The sequence below is a fragment of the Actinomadura chokoriensis genome (genome assembly GCF_041463665.1).
In the GTDB taxonomy this organism is placed as follows: Bacteria; Actinomycetota; Actinomycetes; order Streptosporangiales; family Streptosporangiaceae; genus Spirillospora; species Spirillospora chokoriensis_A.
In genome coordinates, this window is record NZ_JAXCEJ010000021.1 from 45,548 (window position 1) to 63,770 (window position 18,223).

Here is an 18,223-nt window from a genome sequence, read left to right on the forward strand (position 1 = left end):
CGCTTCTCGATTCCTGACCGGTCACCTGGCCGGGGGCGGCCGCGGCCCGCCCTCTCTAGCTCCGGCGGCGGCCCGGGCGGCCGGTGGACGGGAGCACGGCCACGAGCGCGGCGGCGGCCGCCGCCGCGGCGGTGAGGGTGAGCAGGCCCGCCGCGCTCTGCGAGATCACCGTGCGGAACGACACGAGGGCGTACACCGCCTGGAGGGTCACTGCGGCGCTGCCCGCCGCGATGAGGCGGCGTCCGGCCGCCTTCCGCAGGAACAGCAGCAGGAACGCGCCGGTGGCGAGCACGAGCGCCTGGACCACGCACAGCGCCACGTGCACCCGCGCGGATCCGGCCGACAGGGCGCCGGCGTCGAAGGCCTGGACGGCCGCGAAGGGGATGACCAGCTCCGTCAGCAGGCACAGCATCGCCATCGCGGCGCTCGCGGTCCGGGCGGCGGGCCGCTCGGACACCTCCGCCGGGCCGGTGGGCCGCTGGAGTTGGGGAACGGGCCGCGTGCCTGGAGGACCGTCCAGCGGCTCCGCCTCGTAGGCGGTCCGTCGCGGGCGCGACCCGCCGGTCCGGGCACCGGCGGGTTCGGGCGCTTCGGGGACGCCGGGGCGGGGCGGGGCGCCGACCGCCGTGCCGCGTTCGGTGATCATGGTGGTGATGTCCGGTGGGAGCCAGGCGGCGGCGGTGCCGTCGTGCTCGGGCGGTGCCAGCCGGTCGAGGACGTCGTTCAGCGCCGGCCGGTCGGCCGGGTGCTTGGCCAGGCAGGAGCGCAGCAGGGGCGCGATGTCGGCGGGGACGCCGTCCAGCCGGGGTTCCTCGTGGACGATGCGGTAGATGATCAGGTCGGCCCGGCCGGTGCCGAAGGGCCCGGTGCCGGCGGCGGCGTAGGTCAGCACGCAGCCGAGGGAGAACACGTCGCTCTCGGGGCCGACAGGGTCGGCCCTGGCCTGTTCGGGGGACATGAATCCGGGGGTGCCGATGACGCGCGTGGAGGAGTGCACGGTGTCGAGGGCCTTGGCGATGCCGAAGTCGATGACGCGCGGCCCGTCGTCGGCGAGGATCACGTTGCGGTGGGTGAGGTCGCGATGGATCAGGCCGCTCGCGTGGATCGCGGCCAGGCCCTCGGCCAGGCCCGCCCCCAGCACGCGGACCGCCGTGGCCGGCAGCGGCCCGTGCGCGGTGACGGCCTCGGCCAGGGACGGGCCGGGGATGTAGGCGGTGGCGAGCCAGGGCGGGTCGCCGCCCGTGTCGGCGTCGACCACCTGGGCGGTGTAGAAACCGCCGACGCGGCGGGCGGCCGCGACCTCGTCGGCGAACCGGCGCCGGAACTCGGCGTCGCCGGCGAGGTCGGCGTGCACCAGCTTGACCGCGACCGCGCGTCCGCCGCGGGATCGGCCGAGGAAGACCCGGCCCATGCCGCCGGTGCCGAGATGCCCGATCAGCCGGTACGGGCCGATCTGCCGGGGGTCGCCGTCTCGAACAGGTTCCATTGCCCCTACTCCTGCGGGAGAACGTCCGCGTCCCACTGATCTTCGCAGCCGCCGCGCGAACCCGCTCCCCCAACGGGCTACCGGGGGCGCGCTGACGCTGACGCGGACCGGCCGAGGCCGGGGATCAGCACGGCGGCCACCAGGAGGTGCATCGCGGTCAGGACTGCCGTGGAGGCGGCGTCGCCGGCGCTGCCGAGCGGCCCTGCCAGCGACAGGACGAGGACCGCGAGCGCGGTGATCGTCCAGGTTCGGCGGGGGCGTTCGGCGGTGCGTTCCAGCAGCGCGAGGAGGGCCCAGGCCGCCAGCCCCGTGATGAGGCCCGCGACCGCGACCGCGCCCGCCCCGACCGGCCGGTCCTGGCCGCCCGTCTGGGCGGACGGGTCGAGCCCCGCGACCGGGACGGTCAGCGTCCACAGCGCCAGGGCCGCGGCGGTGGCGGCGGCCACCGTCAGCGCCCGCCGCACCGGCCTCCACTGCATCGGGTTCCGCTGCATCCGCTTAGGCGGGGTCGGGTTCTGCGGGGTCGGGTTCTGCCGGGTGGGGGCGGCGCCGGTCATGCGGGTCTCCTTCGTTCGGTTCACGTCCGGTCAGGGTCGCCGCCGCCGGCGGCACGGCGCATCGGGCGCGGGTCGGGGACGGGCCCGTCCGGGGAAGGGGCGGGCATCGACTTTGGTCGGTGTCGGCCCCGCGAGCCCGCGGCTAGCCTTTGGCCGATGAACGAGATCACGTTGGGCCGGGTGGACATCTGTCCGCGCCGCCCGCGCACCGGCGCGGCACTGGTGTTCGCCGTGTCGGGCGTCTTGATCGCGCTGACGGTGTGGGGCCGGGCGGAGTCCGGGGGCAGCCTGGTCCTGGACGTCGCGGTGGGGGCGGCGGGCTGGCTGCTGTCGCCGCTGCTGCTGTGGCGTCCGGTCGCCGCCGCGGTGGTGCTGAGCGCGCTGGCGGCGCTGTCCCCGGCCGCGACGCCGGTGGCCGGCATGGGCGCGCTGCAGGTCGCGCAGCGGCGGCCGTTCCCGACCGCCGCTGCGGTCGGCGCGGCGGGGGTCGCGGCGCACGCCGTCCAGGGGCTGCGGCAGCCGAGCGGCGGGATCTCGTTCGGCTGGTGGCTGCTGCTGGTCACTCTCGGGTACGTCGCGCTGGTCGGCTGGGGCGCGCTCGCCCGGGCGCGGCGGGCGCTGCTGATGTCGCTGCGCGAGCGCGCCCGCCGCGCCGAGGCCGAGCAGGGCCGCCGGGTCGCCGAGGCGCGCATGGCCGAGCGGACCCGGATCGCGCGGGAGATGCACGACGTGCTGGCGCACCGGCTGTCGCTGCTGGCCACCTACGCGGGCGCGCTGGAGTACCGCCCGGACGCCCCGCCGGAGAAGCTGTCGCAGGCGGCCGGGGTCGTCCGCGCCGGGGTGCACCAGGCCCTGGACGAGCTCCGCGAGGTGATCCTGCTGCTGCGCGCCGACGACGACGGGGACGGGGACCGGCCGCAGCCCGTCCTGGCGGACCTGCCGCGGCTGGTGGGCGAGTCCCGCGACGCGGGCGGGCGGGTGGAACTGCGCGACGAGGTGGCCGATGCGGCGGCGCTCCCGGCTGCGGCCGGGCGGACCGCGTACCGGGTGGTGCAGGAGGCGCTGACCAACGCCCGCAAGCACGCCGCGGGCCGTCCCGTCCGGGTGGCGCTGGAGGGACGTCCCGGCGCCGGGCTGGTCATCGACGTCCGCAACGCGCTGCCGGCGGAGGGTGGGGACGCCGCGCCGCCGGGCAGCGGGACGGGCCTGGTCGGGCTGACCGAGCGGGTCCGGCTGGCCGGGGGGCGGCTGGACCACGAGGTCGCCGCGGGCGAGTTCCGGTTGAGGGCGTGGCTGCCATGGCCGACGTGACCCCTCCGTTGCGGGTGCTGATCGTGGACGACGACGCGCTCGTCCGCGCGGGGCTGTCGATGATGCTGGACGGGACGGGCGGCATCACGGTGGCGGGCGAGGCGGCCGACGGCGACGAGGTGCCCGCGGCCGCCGACGCGCACGCGCCCGACGTCGTCCTGATGGACCTGCGGATGCCCCGGGTGGACGGCATCACCGCGACCCGCAGGCTGCGGGCCAGGCCGAACCCGCCGGAGGTCATCGTGCTGACGACGTTCGACTCCGACGAGAACATCCTGCACGCGCTGCGGGCGGGCGCCAGCGGGTTCCTGCTGAAGGACACCCCGCCGGACCGGATCGTCCACGCCGTCCGGCAGGTCGCCGCCGGGGAGCCCATGCTGTCACCGGGCATCACCCGCCGGCTCATGGACCGGGCGGCGACCGAGGCCGGCGCCCACCAGCGGGCCCGGGCGGCGCTCGCGCGGCTGAGCCCGCGCGAGAACGAGGTGGTCCTCGCGATCGGCCGTGGCCGCTCCAACGCCGGCATCGCGGCGGAGCTGTTCATGAGCGTGGCCACGGTCAAGGCGCACGTGTCCAGCGTCCTGACCAAGCTCGACCTGGACAACCGCACCCAGATCGCCCTCCTGGTCCACGACGCCGGCCTCGCCTGACGCCGGTCAGGCCGTCGGCGTCGCCCGCTCTCGCAGTGCGTCCGCCGGGGGGCGGTGCCGGGCATCGCGCCGTTCACCTGCGGGCGCGCCGGCGTCGGGCGGACCCACGGCCCGATCGTTAGGCGACGCCGGTTGCGTTAGCCTCGCCGCCGGACGGAAACAGCACCTGTGGGATGAGGGGGGGGACGATCCATGCCGCAGGGTTCGCATGCCACGATCAGGGAGTACACGGTCTCCGGCCCGGACGCGGGCCCGTACGGCATCACCGCCGGGCCGGACGGGGCGCTGTGGTTCACCCTCGTCCACGACGGCCGGATCGGCCGCATGACACCGGACGGGGACCTCACCGTCCACGGCCCCGTCCCCGCCGGCCCGACGATCATCACGGCGGGCCCGGACGGCGCGCTGTGGTTCACCGCGTTCCAGGACAACGCGATCGGCCGGATCACCACCGGCGGCGAGGTCACCCGGTTCCCGGCGCCCGAGGGCTGCGGCCCGTGCGGGATCGCGGCCGGGCCCGACGGCGCGCTGTGGTTCACCCAGATGTACACGGGCCGCGTCGGCCGCATCGCCACCGGCGGGCAGATCACCGAGTTCCCGGTGCCCGGCGAGGGCACGATGCCGTCGATGATCACGGCCGGGCCGGACGACGCCCTGTGGTTCACCCTCAACCAGGCGAACGCCATCGGCAGGCTCGCGCCGGACGGGGACGTCGCCGTCCACCCGCTGCCCACCGAGGGCTCGGCGCCGGTCGGCATCACCGGCGGACCGGACGGCGCGCTGTGGTTCACCGGGATCGGCGCCGGCCACATCGGGCAGATCACCACCGACGGGAAGGTCACCGAGTTCCCGCTGCCCGACCCTGCCGCGCGCCCGCACGCCATCGTCGCCGGCCCCGGCGAGGACCTGTGGTTCACCGAGTGGGGAACCGCCCACATCGGCCGCGTCACCCTCGACGGCCGCGTCCACGAGCATCCGCTGCCGACGCCCGGCTGCGAGCCGCACGGCATCGCGCTCGGCCCGGACGGCGCGCTGTGGGCGGCACTGGAGTCGGGCGCGCTCGCCCGCATCGCCGTCAGCTGACCCCGCCGCGCACGTCCCGGCCCCGCCGCGCCTGTTTCGGCCCCGGCGGACCGGGCCCGGCGCCCGGCCACCGAGGGAAAACCCGTTGGCATGATCGGCGGTGTTCGCCTACAACGGTCGGATGCTGAGCAAGTACCCCCGAACCCGGCACATCGCGGGATCCCGGCTCCAACCGGGCGACCACGACCTCGCCTCGGTGCCGTTCGGGGCGATCGCCGGGCGCTCCCTGGTGGTGGAGGAGAAGCTCGACGGCGCGAACGCCGGGATCAGTTTCGGCCCCGGCGGGGAACTGCGGCTGCAGAGCCGGGGCCACTACCTGACCGGCGGGCCGCGCGAGCGCCAGTTCGGGCCGTTCAAGGCCTGGGCGGCATCGGTCCAGCACGTCCTGCGCGAGCGGCTGGGCGAAAGGTACGTCCTGTACGGGGAGTGGCTGTACGCCAAGCACACCGTCTTCTATGACGCGCTCCCCCATTACTTCTGCGAGTTCGACGTCCTCGACCGGTCCGACGGGACGTTCCTGTCCACGGCCCGGCGCCGGGAGCTGCTGGACGGCACGCCGGTGGTGCCGGTGCCCGTCCTGCACGAGGGGCCGCTGGCGGACGCGGCGGCGCTGACGGCGCTCGTCGGCCCGTCCACGTGCCGGACCCCCGGGTGGCGGGACGCGCTGCGCGCGGCGGCGCTGGCGGGCGGCGCCGACCCGGACCGCGTCACCGCGGAGACCGACGCCGCCGAGGAGATGGAGGGCCTCTACATCAAGGTGGAGGAGGGCGGGCGGACCGTGGGCCGCTACAAGTGGGTCCGGCCCAGTTTCCTCACCGCGATCCTGGACGCTGGCCCCCACTGGCAGGGACGGCCGATCGTCGCCAACGGCCTCGCCGACCCGGAGGTCCTGTATGCGGGTGTTTGAGGACCTGTGCCCCGCGCCGCCGCACTGGGACGTCCCGTGGCGGGAGATCCGGGACGCGTTCGGCTGGGTCCGCGACCTGGCCGGGGTCCCGCAGGACCCCGGCTACCACGGGGAGGGCGACGTCGAGGTCCACACCCGGATGGCGTGCGAGGCGCTGGCGTCGCTGCCGCAGTGGCGGGCCCGCCCGCCCGCCGAGCGGGTGCGGCTGTTCACGGCCGTGCTGATGCACGACATCGCCAAGCCGCACTGCACCGCCACCGGCGACGACGGCCGCATCACCGCGCGCGGCCATTCGCGCCGCGGCGACCTGATGGCGCGGCGCGTCCTGTGGGAGCTCGGCGCGCCGGTCGCGTGGCGCGAGCACGTGGCGGCGCTGATCCGCCACCACCAGGTGCCGTTCTGGGCGCTGGAACGTCCCGACCTGCAGCAGATCGCGTTCCGCGTCAGCCTGCTGGCCCGCAACGACGACCTGGTGGTGCTGGCGTCGGCCGACATCCTCGGCCGGATCTGCCGCGACTCGGGCGAGCTGCTCGACAACGTCGCCCTGTACGGGGAGTACTGCGCCGAGCAGGACTGCCTGGACGCGGCGCGCGCCTTCCCGTCCGACCACGCCCGGTTCTGGTATTTCCGCACACCCGGCCGCGACCCCGGTTACGCCGCCCACGACGACACCCGCTGCACCGTCACCGTCCTGTCGGGCCTGCCGGGCGCCGGCAAGGACCACTGGATCGCCGCGCACCGCCCGGACCAGCCGGTGGTCAGCCTTGACCGGCTCCGCGCCGAGATGGGCGTGTCGCCCGCCGGCGACCAGCGCGCCGTGGCCGCCGCCGCGCACGAGCAGGCCCGCGGGCACCTGCGCGCCGGCCGGTCGTTCGTGTGGAACGCCACCAACGTGTCCCGGCGGCAGCGCGACGCGTGCGCCGGCCTGGCCGCCCGCTACCGGGGGCGCGTCGAGGTCGTCGCGCTGGAGGCGCCGCCCCGGGTCATCCGCGCCCGCAACCGGGCCCGGCCGGCGCCCGTCCCGGACGCGGTCATCGACCGGCTGGTGCGCCGCTGGGAGACCCCCGACCCGACCGAGGCCCACCGCGTCGACTGGCTCACCACCGCGTAGCCGCCGGGGTCCGCGCCGGTCCGCCCGCTCACCCTTGCCCGGGGCCGGGCACGTTTAGCCTCCGGCAAGGGGGAACGCCCTCCTTCAGGCTTCGAGACGACACGCGGAGGGGGCCTGAAGGCTATGAGCATCGTGCGGCCGACGCATGACGGCGAGACCCCGGCCGAGAGCCTGGGCGTGCACAGGCAGGACCAGGCCGGTGCCCCGGAGTTCCACCGCCGCGGACGCGAGGAGGCGGGGACGGGCGAGCTGGTGCGGCAGGCCGCGCAGCAGGTCTCGGAGCTGATGCGCGCCGAGCTGCGGCTGGCCGTCGCCGAGCTGAAGGCCAAGGGCCGGCACGCCGGCACCGGCGCGGGGATGTTCGGCGGCGCCGCGCTCGTGGCGCTGTACGGGCTGGGTGCGCTGCTCGCCGCGGCGATCGCCGCGATCGCGGTGGCGCTTCCGGTGTGGGCGGCCGCGCTCATCATCGGCGGGTTCCTGATGTTGGTCGCCGCGGTGCTGGCGCTGATGGGCCGGTCGCAGGCCAAGCGCGCGACACCGGCCAAGCCGGAGATGGCCATGGACGGGGCCAAGCGGACCGTGGCCGAACTGAAGGAGAGGGCGACCCACCGATGACCATGCAGGGCAAGCACGGCGCCGCGGTCGGCACCGAGGAACTGCGCGAGGAGGTCGACCGCGCTCGCCACGAACTCGGCGAGACGGTCGAGCAGCTGGCCGCCAAGGCCGACATCAAGGCGATGGCCAGGGAGCGCGCGGAGTACGCCAAGGGCCGCGCACGGGACGCCGCGGCGTCGGTGCGGGAGGCCGCGGGCTCGCGGGAGGCCAGGACGAGGGCGCTGCAGGGCGGCGCGGTGATCGGCTCCGCGGGCGCCGTGGCGGTCGCGGCGCTGTGGATGCGCCGCCGCCGGGCGTCCACCAAGCGGTTCGGGCCCGTCCGGGTCCGGGTCCGGCACGGCCAGAAGCGCGCCGTCAAGGTACGCCGCGGGAGGGGTTGACCCGACGCCATGCCCTCCCCCCGCGCCATCACCGACCCCCCGGCCACCTCGTTGAGAGGGGCACTGAAGCGGACCGCCGGCGAGGTCAAGAAGGACAACCTCACCGCGTGGGCGGCCGCGCTCACCTACTACTCCATCCTGTCGATCTTCCCGGCGATCCTGGTGGTGGTGTCGCTGGTGGGACTGGCGGGCAGGTCCGCGACCGACAGCCTCATCAGCGACCTCGGCGGCCTCGCGCCGGGCGCCGTGCGCGACCTGCTGGTCAGTTCGGTGCGGCAGTTGCAGGGCGGCAGCGGCGGCGCCGGCGTCGTCGCCCTGCTGGGCCTCCTCGCCGCGCTGTGGTCGGCGTCGGGGTACGTCGGGGCGTTCATGACGGCCTCCAACGTCGTCTACGACGTCCCCGAGGGCCGTCCCATCTGGAAGACCCTCCCGCTCCGGCTCGCCGTCACGGTCGTCACGCTCGTGCTGCTGTCGGTGTCGGTGGTCGCGGTCGTGGTGACCGGGCCGCTGGCCCGCAAGGCCGGCGACGTGATCGGGGCGGGCTCGCAGGCGGTGACCGTCTGGAACTTCGCCAAGTGGCCGGTCCTGCTGGCGGTGGTGGCGCTGCTGTTCATGCTGCTGTACTGGGCGTCGCCCAACGCCAAGCACGGGTTCAAGGGCCTCGCCCCCGGCGGCGTCCTGGCGATCGTCGTGTGGCTGGTCGCGTCCGCGCTGTTCGCCGTGTACGTGGCGAACTTCTCCTCCTACAACAAGACCTACGGCAGCCTCGCGGCGGTCATCATCTTCCTGGTCTGGGTGTGGCTCACGAACCTGGCGATCCTGCTGGGGGCCGAGCTGAACGCCGAGCTGGAACGCGGCCGCGCCATCGCCGCCGGGTCCGCGCCGGAGGAGGAGCCCTACGTGCGGTTCCGCGACACCCGCGCCTTCGACGAGCAGGAGCGCCGCGAGACGGGCCTGGCCGGCGAGGAGGACGCCGGGCAGGACGCCGGGCAGGCGTCCGGGCGGGGCGCGAGCCGCGCGCGTCCGCCGGGCTGAGCCGGGGCCCGTCCCGGCGAGTTACCGGGGAATCACGGGTCGCACAGGGCAGAGCGCCGTGAATAGGATCATCGCATGCTCCGTCCCTCTTATCCGATCGAGACCGAGCGGCTCACCCTGCGGCCGTTCCAGGAAGGCGACCTTGAGAGCCTGTACGCCTACCAGTCCCTGCCGGAGGTGGCGCGTTTCCTGTACTGGGAGCCGCGGTCGCTCGATGAGTCGCGGTCGTTCCTGAAGCAGAAGATGGGCGCCTCCGGCATCGAGAAGGAGGGCGACTGGCTGGTCCTCGCGGTGGTGTGGCGCGAGACCGGCGACCTGATCGGCGAGGTCAACCTGCAGTGGCGCAGCCGCGAGCACCGGCAGGGCGAGATCGGCTACATCTTCAACCCCGGCTACCACGGCCGGGGGTTCGCGACCGAGGCCGCCGAGGTCGTGCTGCGGCTCGGGTTCGAGGGCCTGGACCTGCACCGCGTGTGCGGGCGGCTGGACGGCCGCAACGCCGCGTCCGCGCGGGTGCTGGAACGGCTCGGGATGCGCCGTGAGGCGCACCTGGTGCAGAACGAGATCGTCAAGGGCGAGTGGAGCGACGAGGTCGTCTACGCGATGCTGCGCCAGGAGTGGGACGCCCGCCCGGCCTCCTGAGCCCCCGCACCGTCCCGTCCCCCTCCTGTCCCCGCTTTCTCCCCGCTCTGTCCGCGGCGTGTCACCGCGCGGCCTGCTCCTCCAGCCTGCGGGCCAGGTCGCGGACGTGGCCGCGCAGTTCGGCGGGGCGGCGGACGGTGAAGGGGAACCCGAGCCCGGCCAGCATCCGCGCCATCCCGTCCAGCCGTTCGGCGCGCGTGGTCATCACCACTCCCCCGCCGTCCTCCTCGCCGTTCTCGGTGAGCGCGGCGACGGAGGCGGGGATGCGGCGGCGGGCCTCGGCGAGGGTGGTGTCCAGGACCACCTCGACCTCGTGGGCGTAGGGGACGCGCGCCAGCGACCGGACGACGTCCCGGACGGGGTCGACGCCGCCGGGCACCTCGAAGGTCGCCGGGCCCGCCTCGGCGGCGCGGATCCGGTCGACGCGGAACGTGCGGGTCTCGCCGCTGCGGTGGTCGTGGCCGGTGACGTACCAGCGCCCGGAGTGGAACACCAGCCCGTGGGGGTCCAGGTCCCGTTCGGTCTCCTCGTCCCGCCAGGACCGGTACCGCAGCCGGACGCGGCGCCGCTCCCGCGCGGCGGCGGCCAGGGTGAGGACGGCGCCGGTGTCGGGCGCGGCGTCCGCGGCGGCGTCGCGGTCGGGCGCGGTGAACCCGAGGGTGTCCCGCAGCGCCTGGACCCGGTCGCGCAGCGCGGCGGGCAGGACGCGCTGCACCTTGGCGAGCGCGCTCTCGGTGGCCTGCCCGGGCAGGCCGAGGCCCATCCGCCGCCCGGCCAGCAGCCCCAGCACGACGGCGGTGGCCTCGTCGTCGGTGAGCATCAGCGGCGGCAGCTTGTAGCCGGGCATGAGCCGGTAGCCGCCGTGCCGGCCGCGTTCGGCGACGACGGGGACGCCGAGGTCGTCCAGCCGGGCGGCGTAGCGGCGGACGGTGCGCTGGTCGACGCCAAGGCGCCGGGCCAGCTCGGCGCCGCCCATGCGGTGGTTGGCCTGCAGCAGCTCCAGCATCGCCAGGACGCGGGTCGTCGGATGGGACGGCTGTGTCATGGGTCACCCACTTAATCCGGGCGGATCCTGTCCGGTATTGACCGTAGCGTGCGTGTGAACCCCGACGAGAGAGGACGGCTGGCATGAAGGCTGGCAAGGCGACGTTCGTGCTGGTGCCCGGATACTGGCTCGGTGCCTGGGCGTGGGACGAGGTGGCGGCGACACTGCGGGCCGCGGGCCATGACGTCCACGCGGTGACCCCGGCCGGGCAGGCCGAGCGGGCCGGGGAGGCCGCAGGCGGCGGGAGTGCCGGCGGGGACGGCGGTATCGACGTCGACACCCACATCGCCGACATCGTGCGGGTCATCGAGGACGGCGGCCTGGACGGGGTCGTCCTCGTCGGGCACAGCGGCGCGAACATGGCCGTCACGGGCGCGGCCGACCGGATGGCGGACCGAATCGCCCGCGTCGTGTACGTCGACACCGGGCCGATGCCGTCCGGGCTGGCCGCGATCGACTTCTACGGCCCGGACGAGCGCGCCGCGCTGGAGAAGTCGGTCGCCGAGGACGGCGGCGGCCGGCTGATCCCGGTGCCGCCGTTCGACCCGGACGCCGACCCGGTGAACCTCGTGGGCCTCACCGCCGCGCACCTGGCCGCCATGCGCGAGCGCGGGACGCCGCAGCCGTTCGGGACGGCGACGCAGCCCGCGGCGCGCCCTGACCCGCTCCCGGCGACGCCGCGCACGCTGATCGCCACCACGATCCCGCTCGCCGCGGTGCGGCAGATGGGCGAGGCCGGCAATCCCGTCTTCGCGGCGATGACCGGCCCCGGGTGGACCTACCACGAGCTGCCGACCGGGCACTGGCCGATGTTCTCCCGGCCCCGCGAACTGGCGGCGCTGCTGGCCGCCGCCCCGTGACTCGCTCCGCCCCCCGATGACTCACTTCTCCACAGCGGTGTGCGCATTTCTTGTTACCCGCACAGGTAGATCATTTACGCGGGGGCGAGGACAATCTCCCGGAGTCGCACGGCCACGGGGGTCGGGCCTGATCGCGAGGTGAGCAGATGACACCCGCCCTCCGCCGGCGTTCACACTGGATCCACCGCCGCCGCTCGCTGGCCTCCGCCGCCGTCGGCGTCGTCCTGGTCGCCGGGATCGGCGCGGCGGGCACGGGGCCCGCGCAGGCGCTGGCGGGGCCGGTCCGCGCCGACTCCGGCGCGCGGATCACCGCCGAGAAGAAGATCGGCGCCCGCGAGGTCGACATCACCATCGCCTCGCCCTCGCTCGGCAAGTCGGTGAAGACCCGCATCCTGCTGCCGGCGAACTGGACGCGGAACTCCTCGGCGACGTGGCCGGTCCTGTACGCCTTCCACGGCGGCCAGGACGACTACACCTCGTGGACGAAGAACACCGACATCGAGGCGTGGGCGGCCAAGTACAACGTCATCGTCGTCATGCCCGAGGGGGAGAACGGCTCCTACACCGACTGGTACAACTACGGCAAGGGCGGGTCGCCCAAGTGGGAGACCTTCCACACCGCCGAGGTGCGCCAGCTGATGGAGCGCAACTACCACGCGGGCGCGCTGCGCGCGGCGATCGGGAACTCCTCCGGCGGGGCCGGAGCCCTGGCGTACGCGGCCCGGCATCCGGGGCTGTTCAAGTACGCGGCGTCGCTGAGCGGGATCGTGTCGATGCGCTCGATCGGGATCCCGGCGATGCTGATGTTCACCAACGCCAGCAACGGGCAGGACCCGTTCGCGATCTGGGGCGTCCCGTGGGCCGACGACGCCAACTGGCAGGCGCACGACCCCTACACGCTGGCGTCCCGGCTGCGCGGCACCGGGATCTTCTTCTCCGCCGGGACGACGGGCCGTCCGGGGCCGGGCGACCCGGACGTGGCGCCGTGGGACATCGGCCTGCTGAGCGAGATCGCCGTAGGCGCGAACAACAGGGACTTCCAGAAGCGGCTGGACGAGCTGAAGGTCCCCTACACGGCGCACATCTACGGCGACGGCCGCCACAACTGGCCCGCGTGGGTGCGGGAGTCGACGTTCGTCTGGCCGACGCTGATGAAGTCGATCGGCGCCCGGCGGGTGTGACGCGCACCTGATCGCGGGAAGCCTGGAGAGCACGGACCCGGCCCGGCCGGGGGACGGCAGCGGCTGCCGTCCCCCGGCCGGGCCGCCGTACGCAGAGGCCGTGCCCCTCGACGCCGTCCCCCCGGCGGCCGTCCCCCTCAGCCGCTGAGGCCGTGCCCGAACGGGTAGAGGACGGTGCCGGGCTCGTCGCGGACGGGGATGGTGACGGGCAGCCGGCCGCGCGGTTCCAGTTCCCCGAACAGGACCCCGGCGGCCGACCGCAGCGCCTCGGCGGTGTAGGAGTAGGTGGCCAGGTAGGTGGCGGCCTCGGGGAACCAGGCGATGTCGTAGGGGTCGCGGACGGCGATGACGACGACGGGTTTCCCGGTGGCGACGAGGGCGTTGACGAGGTTCATCTGCCCGGGACCGTTGTGGCCGGTTTCGCCGGAGATATCCCAGGCGCGGTTGGTGACGGCGACGACGAGGTCCTGGTCGCGCGCGGCGGCCACGGCCTCGTCGATCTGCGCCGGGCCCGGACTGAGGCCGGTCTGGCGGACGGTGGCGGTGGCGCCGCGCCGGGCGAACTCGGTGCCGATCGCGGCGGTGGTGGACACGCCCCATCCGGTGACCAGGACGTCGCGGGCTCCGGGCCGCACCGGCAGGACGCCCGCGTCGTTCTTGATCAGGGTGGTGGTGCGGTCGGCGGCGCGCTGCGCGGCGGCCAGGTGCGCGGGCGTCCCGACGACGTCGCCGACCCTGGACTCGTCGGCGTAGGGGTCGCGGAACAGGCCGCGCTTCTGCTTGAGCTCCAGGATCCGGTACACCGACGCGTCGATGCGCCGCTCGGTCAGCTCCCCGGACCTGACGGCGTTGACGACGGCGGCGAGCTGCCGAGGGAACACGCCGTTGCCGTCCTTGTCCGCGGGTGGTTTGAGCAGGACGTCCGCGCCGGCCTTGAGGGCGAGGACGGGGATGTTCTCGTCGCCGTACTTGTCGCGGACGCCCTGCATGTCGAGCGCGTCGGTGACGACGACGCCGCGGAAGCGCAGTTGCTCGCGCAGGATGCCGGTGAGGATGGGCCGCGACAGGGTGGCGGGGTCGCCGGACGGGTCCAGCGACGGCACGACGATGTGCGCGGTCATGATCGCCTCGGCGCCGTGGGCGATCGCGGCGCGGAACGGCGGCAGGTCCAGCCGTTCCCATTCGGCGCGGGTGTGGTCGATGTGCGGGACGCCGGTGTGGCTGTCGGTGCTGGTGTCGCCGTGCCCCGGGAAGTGCTTGACGGTGGCGGTCACTCCCCCGGACCGGTAGCCGCCGACCTGCGCGGTGACCATGGACGACACCAGACCGGGGTCGGAGCCGAAGGACCGGACGCCGATGACGGGGTTGGCGGGGTCGACGTTCACGTCGGCGTCGGGCGCGTAGTCCTGGTTGACGCCGATGGCGCGCAGTTCCCGCCCGGTGATGCGGGCGAGGGCGCGGGCGTCGCCGGTGCGGCGCCCGGCGGCCAGCGCCATGGCGCCGGGCGACTGGGTCGCGGGCGGCTGGACGCGGGCGACGATGCCGCCCTCCTGGTCGGTGGCGATCGTCGCGGGGACCGGGTGCGGGCGGGCCGCCGCGGCGCGCTGGATGCCGTTGGAGAACGCGGCGACCTGCCGCGGGTCGCGCACGTTGTCGGAGTAGTAGATGAACCCGCCGGGCTGGTAGCGGGCGACGACCTGGGCGGCGTTGTCCACCCCGTACAGCTTCCGGTTGGCGGCGACGGCCGCCGGGTCGGCGGTGTCGGCGGCGGTGCCGTAGACCTGCAGGACGAACAGCTGGGCGGCCTTCTCCTCAAGCGTCATCGACTTCAGGATCCGCAGCAGCGCCGGATCCGCGCCGTGCTCATCGTCCTCAGCGCGCGCGCCCGGCGCGTTCAGCGCGGTCATGGCGAGGATCCCCACGGTGAGGCCGGCGACCCACCGGCGGCGCCGGCCGGAAGGGGGACGGCGTGCATGTGAACGGCTTGTCTGCGGACGGGGCGTGCGGGCACGGTGCATGACGGCTCCCTCCGGCCCCCGAACTGCCCGGTGATCATGTTCCTTCCGGCACGCTAACCCGGCCGGGCGGACTCGTCCACGGCAAAGCTCGACGATGCGGCGGCGGGCCGCCGGCGCCGCCGGGGTCATGAGCGGCGGGGTCATGAGCGGCGGGGTCATGAGCGGCGCAGCCAGCGCCACCAGCGGGCGCCCTCCGGGTCGGGCACGGTGAGCGGATGGTCCTGCACCTCGTAGCGGCGGACGTAGGCGTCGGCGAACGCCTGCACGCTGGCGCCCAGCGGGACGCTCAGCAGCACCCCGACGGGCCCGGCGATCGCGGCGCCGGCGAGGACGAGCCCGAACGCGACCGCGGGATGCATGTCCAGGGCGCGGGCGGTGATGCGCGGATGCAGCAGATAGTTCTCCAGTTGCTGGTAGCCGAGGATGAACAGGAAGATCCACAGCGCCGTCGCCGGCGACACCGTCAGGGCGATCAGGATGGGGACGGCGCCCGCCAGGTAGGTGCCGATGGCGGGGATGAACTGCGACACCACGCCCACCCATACCGCGAGGATCGCCGCGTTGGGGACGCCGAACCCGGCCAGGGGGGCGTAGTGCGCTATGCCGGAGATGAGGGCGAGCAGGCCGCGCGAGTAGATGTAGCCGCCGGTCTTGTCGATGGCGATCTCCCAGGCGCGCAGCACCTCCCGCTGCCGCCGGGGCGGCAGCACGGAGCAGACCGTCCGGCGGAAGCGGGGCCCTTCGGCCGACAGGTAGAAGGTGAACAGCAGGACGCCGAGGCCTTTGAAGACGACGCCGAACGCGGTGGCGCCGATCCCCCATACGTTCTGGGCGAGGGACGACAGGTGCCGCGACAGGGCGCCGGTGACGGTGGGGAGCCGCTGGAAGAGGGTGTTCTGCGACAGGTGCGTCCCGAACGTGGCGTTGATCCATCCGATGAGCTCGTGGACGTATCCGGGGAACCCCTCGATGAGGTGGGTGGCCTGGGCGGCCAGCAGCGACCCGATGCCGCCGATGAACCCGGCGAGCAGCAGCCCGACGACCACGAACATCAGCCCGGTCGCGGCGCCGCGCCGCCACCCGTGCCGGGCCAGCCAGTTCACGGCGGGCTCGATCGCGAATGCCAGGAACAGCGAGATGAGCAGGAGCAGCAGCAGGCCCCGCAGCCGCGCCAGCAGCCACAGCACCGCCATGAACGCCAGGACGACCACGCCGGCCAGCATGAAGGCCTTGAGCAGCCAGGGCGGCATCCGCCGCGGCGGCCCGGCGCCGGGCCCCGCGGCGCCCGGGGCGGCGTCGGGCGGGACGTCGGCGGGCGCGTAGGCGGAGGTGTCGCCGGGCGGCTGCGGCATTCCCGCACGCTAACTGTCGCGCATCCCCCAATCCGGTCATCCCGCCCGCCCGGAGGGGCAACTTTTGCCGAGCCTTCACGGGCGCCGGGCGTTGAGGGTGCCGGGACGTTCACGGGTGCCGGACGTTCGGCCGACGCGGATCTCCGGAAAAAGTTCTGCGGGAGTGTTGATCCGCGGCGTCCTCGTTCGACCTGGGGATGAGAGGGTCCGGGACACGGGCCCGGACGACCAGGGAGCAGGACGATGAAGTACATGCTGATCATGCGCGCGACCGACGAGGCCTTCGCCGGGATGGCCGAGGTGGACGTCACCGAGATGATCGAGACGGTCGGCCGGTTCAACGAGGAGATGATCCGGGCCGGTGTGCTGCTGGCCGCCGAAGGCCTCGACGACGCGGCCGAGGGCGTGGTCGTCGACTACTCCGCCGAGCCGCCGGTGGTCACCGACGGCCCCTACGGGGAGACCAAGGAGCTGTTCGGCGGCTTCTACATCCTGAACGTGGCGTCCAAGGAGGAGGCCGTCGAGTGGGCCAAGCGGGCCCCGGCCGGACCCGGCTTCAAGACCGAGATCCGGCGGGTCACCACGATCGACGAGTTCCCGCAGGACAACGAGTGGATCAGGAAGGAGCGGGCGTGGCGCGAGGCCACCGGTCAGCTGTGACGGGAGTGGCCGAGGATGAGCGACCGGACCGGCCGTGAGGCCGTCGCCGCCGTGTGGCGGATCGAGTCGGCGCGGGTCGTGGGCGCGCTCGCCCGCTACACCGGCGACTTCGCGCTGGCCGAGGACCTGGCGCAGGAGGCCCTGGCGGAGGCGCTGGTGACGTGGCCGCGCGACGGGGTGCCCGCGAGTCCGTCGGGGTGGCTGCTGACCGTGGGGCGGCGCCGCGCGATCGACGCGTTCCGCCGCCGCTCGGCCCTCGACGACCGGTACGCCGCCCTCGCCCGCGGGCTGGGCGAGGGCGGCGCCGCCTCGGGGAACGTCCCCGCCGACCCGGCCCGCGACGGCGGGGACGTCCTGTGGGATCCCGACCGCATCGACGACGACGTGCTGGCGCTGATGTTCGTCTCCTGCCATCCGGTGCTGGCGCCGGAGGCGCGGGTGGCGCTGACGCTGCGCGTGGTCGGCGGCCTGACCAGCGACGAGATCGCCCGCGCGTTCCTGGTCCCGACCGCCACGGTGCAGGCGCGGATCACCAGGGCGAAGAAGACGCTGGGCGCGGCCCGGGTGCCGTTCGCGGTGCCGCCGGCCGGGGAGCGGGCCGCGCGGCTCGGCTCGGTGCTGAGCGTCATCTACCTGATCTTCACCGAGGGGTCGTCGGCCAGTTCCGGTGACGCGCTGATCCGCGCGGACCTTGCGGGCGAGGCGCAGCGCCTGGCGCGGGTGCTGGCGCGGCTGGTGCCGGACGAGCCGGAGGCGCACGGCCTGCTGGCGCTGCTGGAGCTGACCGCGGCGCGGTTCCCCGCCCGCACGGGGCCGGACGGCGAGCCGGTGCTGCTGGAGGACCAGGACCGGCGCCGCTGGGACCGGTCGGCGATCGGCCGGGGCCGGGCGGCGCTGGCCCGCGCGGAGAAGGCGGGCCGGGGCCTGGCCGCCTACGGGCTGCAGGCGGCGATCGCCGAGTGCCATGCCGTCGCCCCGTCGGCGGGGGCGACGGACTGGGACCGCATCGTGCTCCTGTACGAGGCGCTGGGCCGGCTGGCGCCGTCCCCGGTGGTCGAGCTGAACCGGGCGGTGGCGGTGTCGATGGCGCGGGGGCCGGGGGCGGCGCTGCCGATCGTGGACGGGCTGGCGGACGCGGGGGCGCTGGCGGGCTCGCACCTGCTGCCGACCGTCCGGGGGGAGCTGCTCACCCGCCTGGGCCGCACCGGCGAGGCGCGCGCCGAGCTGGAGCACGCGGCGGGCCTGTGCCGCAACGAGCGCGAGCGCGCGGTCCTGGAGCGCAAGCTCGCCGCCCTCCCCTGACCGCCCCGCCCGGCGACTCCGCCCGGCG

At 74.9% G+C, this 18,223-nt stretch carries 18 protein-coding genes; 13 read left to right on the forward strand and 5 right to left on the reverse strand.

What is annotated here, in order from left to right:
* Positions 1-55: 55 nt before the first annotated feature.
* Both SM418_RS27985 and SM418_RS27990 read right to left on the reverse strand, forming a co-directional pair.
* On the reverse strand, positions 56-1,486 hold the full coding sequence (locus SM418_RS27985; RefSeq protein ID WP_371944091.1) for a serine/threonine-protein kinase: 1,431 nt from the start codon (positions 1,484-1,486) through the stop codon (positions 56-58).
* A gap of 77 nt (positions 1,487-1,563) precedes the next feature.
* On the reverse strand, positions 1,564-2,043 hold the full coding sequence (locus SM418_RS27990; protein ID WP_371944090.1) for a DUF6069 family protein: 480 nt from the start codon (positions 2,041-2,043) through the stop codon (positions 1,564-1,566).
* A 156-nt stretch (positions 2,044-2,199) separates the two neighbouring features.
* Between SM418_RS27990 and SM418_RS27995 the strand changes: the two genes are divergently transcribed.
* The 9 genes from SM418_RS27995 (at position 2,200) to SM418_RS28035 (ending at position 9,777) form a co-directional block, all read left to right on the forward strand.
* A complete protein-coding gene (locus tag SM418_RS27995; protein ID WP_371944089.1) occupies positions 2,200-3,354 on the forward strand; it encodes a sensor histidine kinase in 1,155 nt (384 codons plus the stop codon).
* The gene (locus SM418_RS28000) at positions 3,342-4,004 is read left to right on the forward strand and encodes a response regulator (protein ID WP_371944088.1); all 663 of its coding nucleotides are present in this window, start codon (positions 3,342-3,344) and stop codon (positions 4,002-4,004) included. The genes SM418_RS27995 and SM418_RS28000 overlap by 13 nt, the downstream gene beginning before the upstream one ends.
* Positions 4,005-4,196: 192 nt before the next feature.
* Positions 4,197-5,087 (forward strand): Vgb family protein, encoded by an 891-nt coding sequence (locus SM418_RS28005; protein ID WP_371944087.1) that lies wholly within the window; start codon positions 4,197-4,199, stop codon positions 5,085-5,087.
* A 121-nt stretch (positions 5,088-5,208) separates the two neighbouring features.
* On the forward strand, positions 5,209-5,994 hold the full coding sequence (locus SM418_RS28010) for an RNA ligase family protein (protein ID WP_371944086.1): 786 nt from the start codon (positions 5,209-5,211) through the stop codon (positions 5,992-5,994).
* Complete coding sequence (locus SM418_RS28015; RefSeq protein WP_371944085.1) at positions 5,981-7,105, forward strand: AAA family ATPase; 1,125 nt, start codon at positions 5,981-5,983, stop codon at positions 7,103-7,105. Before SM418_RS28010 ends, SM418_RS28015 begins: the two co-directional genes overlap by 14 nt.
* 123 nt (positions 7,106-7,228) lie before the next feature.
* Positions 7,229-7,720, forward strand: coding sequence for a phage holin family protein (locus SM418_RS28020; RefSeq protein ID WP_371944084.1), 492 nt, complete (start codon positions 7,229-7,231; stop codon positions 7,718-7,720).
* Positions 7,717-8,100 (forward strand): DUF3618 domain-containing protein, encoded by a 384-nt coding sequence (locus tag SM418_RS28025; RefSeq protein ID WP_371944083.1) that lies wholly within the window; start codon positions 7,717-7,719, stop codon positions 8,098-8,100. The genes SM418_RS28020 and SM418_RS28025 overlap by 4 nt, the downstream gene beginning before the upstream one ends.
* A 9-nt stretch (positions 8,101-8,109) precedes the next feature.
* Positions 8,110-9,135 (forward strand): YihY/virulence factor BrkB family protein, encoded by a 1,026-nt coding sequence (locus tag SM418_RS28030; protein ID WP_371944082.1) that lies wholly within the window; start codon positions 8,110-8,112, stop codon positions 9,133-9,135.
* 75 nt (positions 9,136-9,210) lie between these two features.
* Positions 9,211-9,777, forward strand: a complete 567-nt coding sequence (locus SM418_RS28035) for a GNAT family N-acetyltransferase (protein WP_371944081.1) — start codon at positions 9,211-9,213, stop codon at positions 9,775-9,777.
* A 61-nt stretch (positions 9,778-9,838) separates the two neighbouring features.
* On the opposite strand, the gene SM418_RS28040 is transcribed toward SM418_RS28035, so the two are convergent.
* Complete coding sequence (locus tag SM418_RS28040; RefSeq protein WP_371944080.1) at positions 9,839-10,822, reverse strand: helix-turn-helix transcriptional regulator; 984 nt, start codon at positions 10,820-10,822, stop codon at positions 9,839-9,841.
* 83 nt (positions 10,823-10,905) lie between these two features.
* Between SM418_RS28040 and SM418_RS28045 the strand changes: the two genes are divergently transcribed.
* The gene (locus SM418_RS28045) at positions 10,906-11,682 is read left to right on the forward strand and encodes an alpha/beta fold hydrolase (RefSeq protein ID WP_371944079.1); all 777 of its coding nucleotides are present in this window, start codon (positions 10,906-10,908) and stop codon (positions 11,680-11,682) included.
* Between the two features lie 146 nt (positions 11,683-11,828).
* Positions 11,829-12,863, forward strand: a complete 1,035-nt coding sequence (locus tag SM418_RS28050) for an alpha/beta hydrolase (protein ID WP_371944078.1) — start codon at positions 11,829-11,831, stop codon at positions 12,861-12,863.
* 137 nt (positions 12,864-13,000) lie between these two features.
* Here the strand turns inward: SM418_RS28050 and SM418_RS28055 are convergent, their stop codons facing one another.
* Positions 13,001-14,770, reverse strand: a complete 1,770-nt coding sequence (locus SM418_RS28055; RefSeq protein WP_371944077.1) for a glycoside hydrolase family 3 protein — start codon at positions 14,768-14,770, stop codon at positions 13,001-13,003.
* A 266-nt stretch (positions 14,771-15,036) separates the two neighbouring features.
* Positions 15,037-16,233, reverse strand: coding sequence for an AI-2E family transporter (locus SM418_RS28060; protein WP_371944076.1), 1,197 nt, complete (start codon positions 16,231-16,233; stop codon positions 15,037-15,039).
* Positions 16,234-16,476: 243 nt separating this feature from the next.
* Here SM418_RS28060 and SM418_RS28065 point away from each other — a divergent pair, with 243 nt between their 5' ends.
* Together SM418_RS28065 and SM418_RS28070 are read left to right on the forward strand one after the other, a co-directional pair.
* Positions 16,477-16,893, forward strand: coding sequence for a YciI family protein (locus SM418_RS28065; RefSeq protein WP_371944075.1), 417 nt, complete (start codon positions 16,477-16,479; stop codon positions 16,891-16,893).
* 15 nt (positions 16,894-16,908) lie between these two features.
* Positions 16,909-18,195: an RNA polymerase sigma factor gene (locus tag SM418_RS28070; protein WP_371944074.1), complete on the forward strand. Its 1,287-nt coding sequence runs from the start codon at positions 16,909-16,911 to the stop codon at positions 18,193-18,195.
* The last annotated feature ends 28 nt before the right edge of the window (positions 18,196-18,223 follow it).

What these genes read in the sequence shown, in the direction of transcription:
- SM418_RS27985 (WP_371944091.1), bottom strand. Translation starts at nt 1,486, where the DNA reads ATGGAACCTGTTCGAGACGGCGACCCCCGGCAGATCGGCCCGTACCGG.
- SM418_RS27990 (WP_371944090.1), bottom strand. Translation starts at nt 2,043, where the DNA reads ATGACCGGCGCCGCCCCCACCCGGCAGAACCCGACCCCGCAGAACCCG.
- SM418_RS27995 (WP_371944089.1), top strand. Translation starts at nt 2,200, where the DNA reads ATGAACGAGATCACGTTGGGCCGGGTGGACATCTGTCCGCGCCGCCCG.
- SM418_RS28000 (WP_371944088.1), top strand. Translation starts at nt 3,342, where the DNA reads ATGGCCGACGTGACCCCTCCGTTGCGGGTGCTGATCGTGGACGACGAC.
- SM418_RS28005 (WP_371944087.1), top strand. Translation starts at nt 4,197, where the DNA reads ATGCCGCAGGGTTCGCATGCCACGATCAGGGAGTACACGGTCTCCGGC.
- SM418_RS28010 (WP_371944086.1), top strand. Translation starts at nt 5,209, where the DNA reads ATGCTGAGCAAGTACCCCCGAACCCGGCACATCGCGGGATCCCGGCTC.
- SM418_RS28015 (WP_371944085.1), top strand. Translation starts at nt 5,981, where the DNA reads ATGCGGGTGTTTGAGGACCTGTGCCCCGCGCCGCCGCACTGGGACGTC.
- SM418_RS28020 (WP_371944084.1), top strand. Translation starts at nt 7,229, where the DNA reads ATGAGCATCGTGCGGCCGACGCATGACGGCGAGACCCCGGCCGAGAGC.
- SM418_RS28025 (WP_371944083.1), top strand. Translation starts at nt 7,717, where the DNA reads ATGACCATGCAGGGCAAGCACGGCGCCGCGGTCGGCACCGAGGAACTG.
- SM418_RS28030 (WP_371944082.1), top strand. Translation starts at nt 8,110, where the DNA reads ATGCCCTCCCCCCGCGCCATCACCGACCCCCCGGCCACCTCGTTGAGA.
- SM418_RS28035 (WP_371944081.1), top strand. Translation starts at nt 9,211, where the DNA reads ATGCTCCGTCCCTCTTATCCGATCGAGACCGAGCGGCTCACCCTGCGG.
- SM418_RS28040 (WP_371944080.1), bottom strand. Translation starts at nt 10,822, where the DNA reads ATGACACAGCCGTCCCATCCGACGACCCGCGTCCTGGCGATGCTGGAG.
- SM418_RS28045 (WP_371944079.1), top strand. Translation starts at nt 10,906, where the DNA reads ATGAAGGCTGGCAAGGCGACGTTCGTGCTGGTGCCCGGATACTGGCTC.
- SM418_RS28050 (WP_371944078.1), top strand. Translation starts at nt 11,829, where the DNA reads ATGACACCCGCCCTCCGCCGGCGTTCACACTGGATCCACCGCCGCCGC.
- SM418_RS28055 (WP_371944077.1), bottom strand. Translation starts at nt 14,770, where the DNA reads ATGACCGCGCTGAACGCGCCGGGCGCGCGCGCTGAGGACGATGAGCAC.
- SM418_RS28060 (WP_371944076.1), bottom strand. Translation starts at nt 16,233, where the DNA reads ATGCCGCAGCCGCCCGGCGACACCTCCGCCTACGCGCCCGCCGACGTC.
- SM418_RS28065 (WP_371944075.1), top strand. Translation starts at nt 16,477, where the DNA reads ATGAAGTACATGCTGATCATGCGCGCGACCGACGAGGCCTTCGCCGGG.
- SM418_RS28070 (WP_371944074.1), top strand. Translation starts at nt 16,909, where the DNA reads ATGAGCGACCGGACCGGCCGTGAGGCCGTCGCCGCCGTGTGGCGGATC.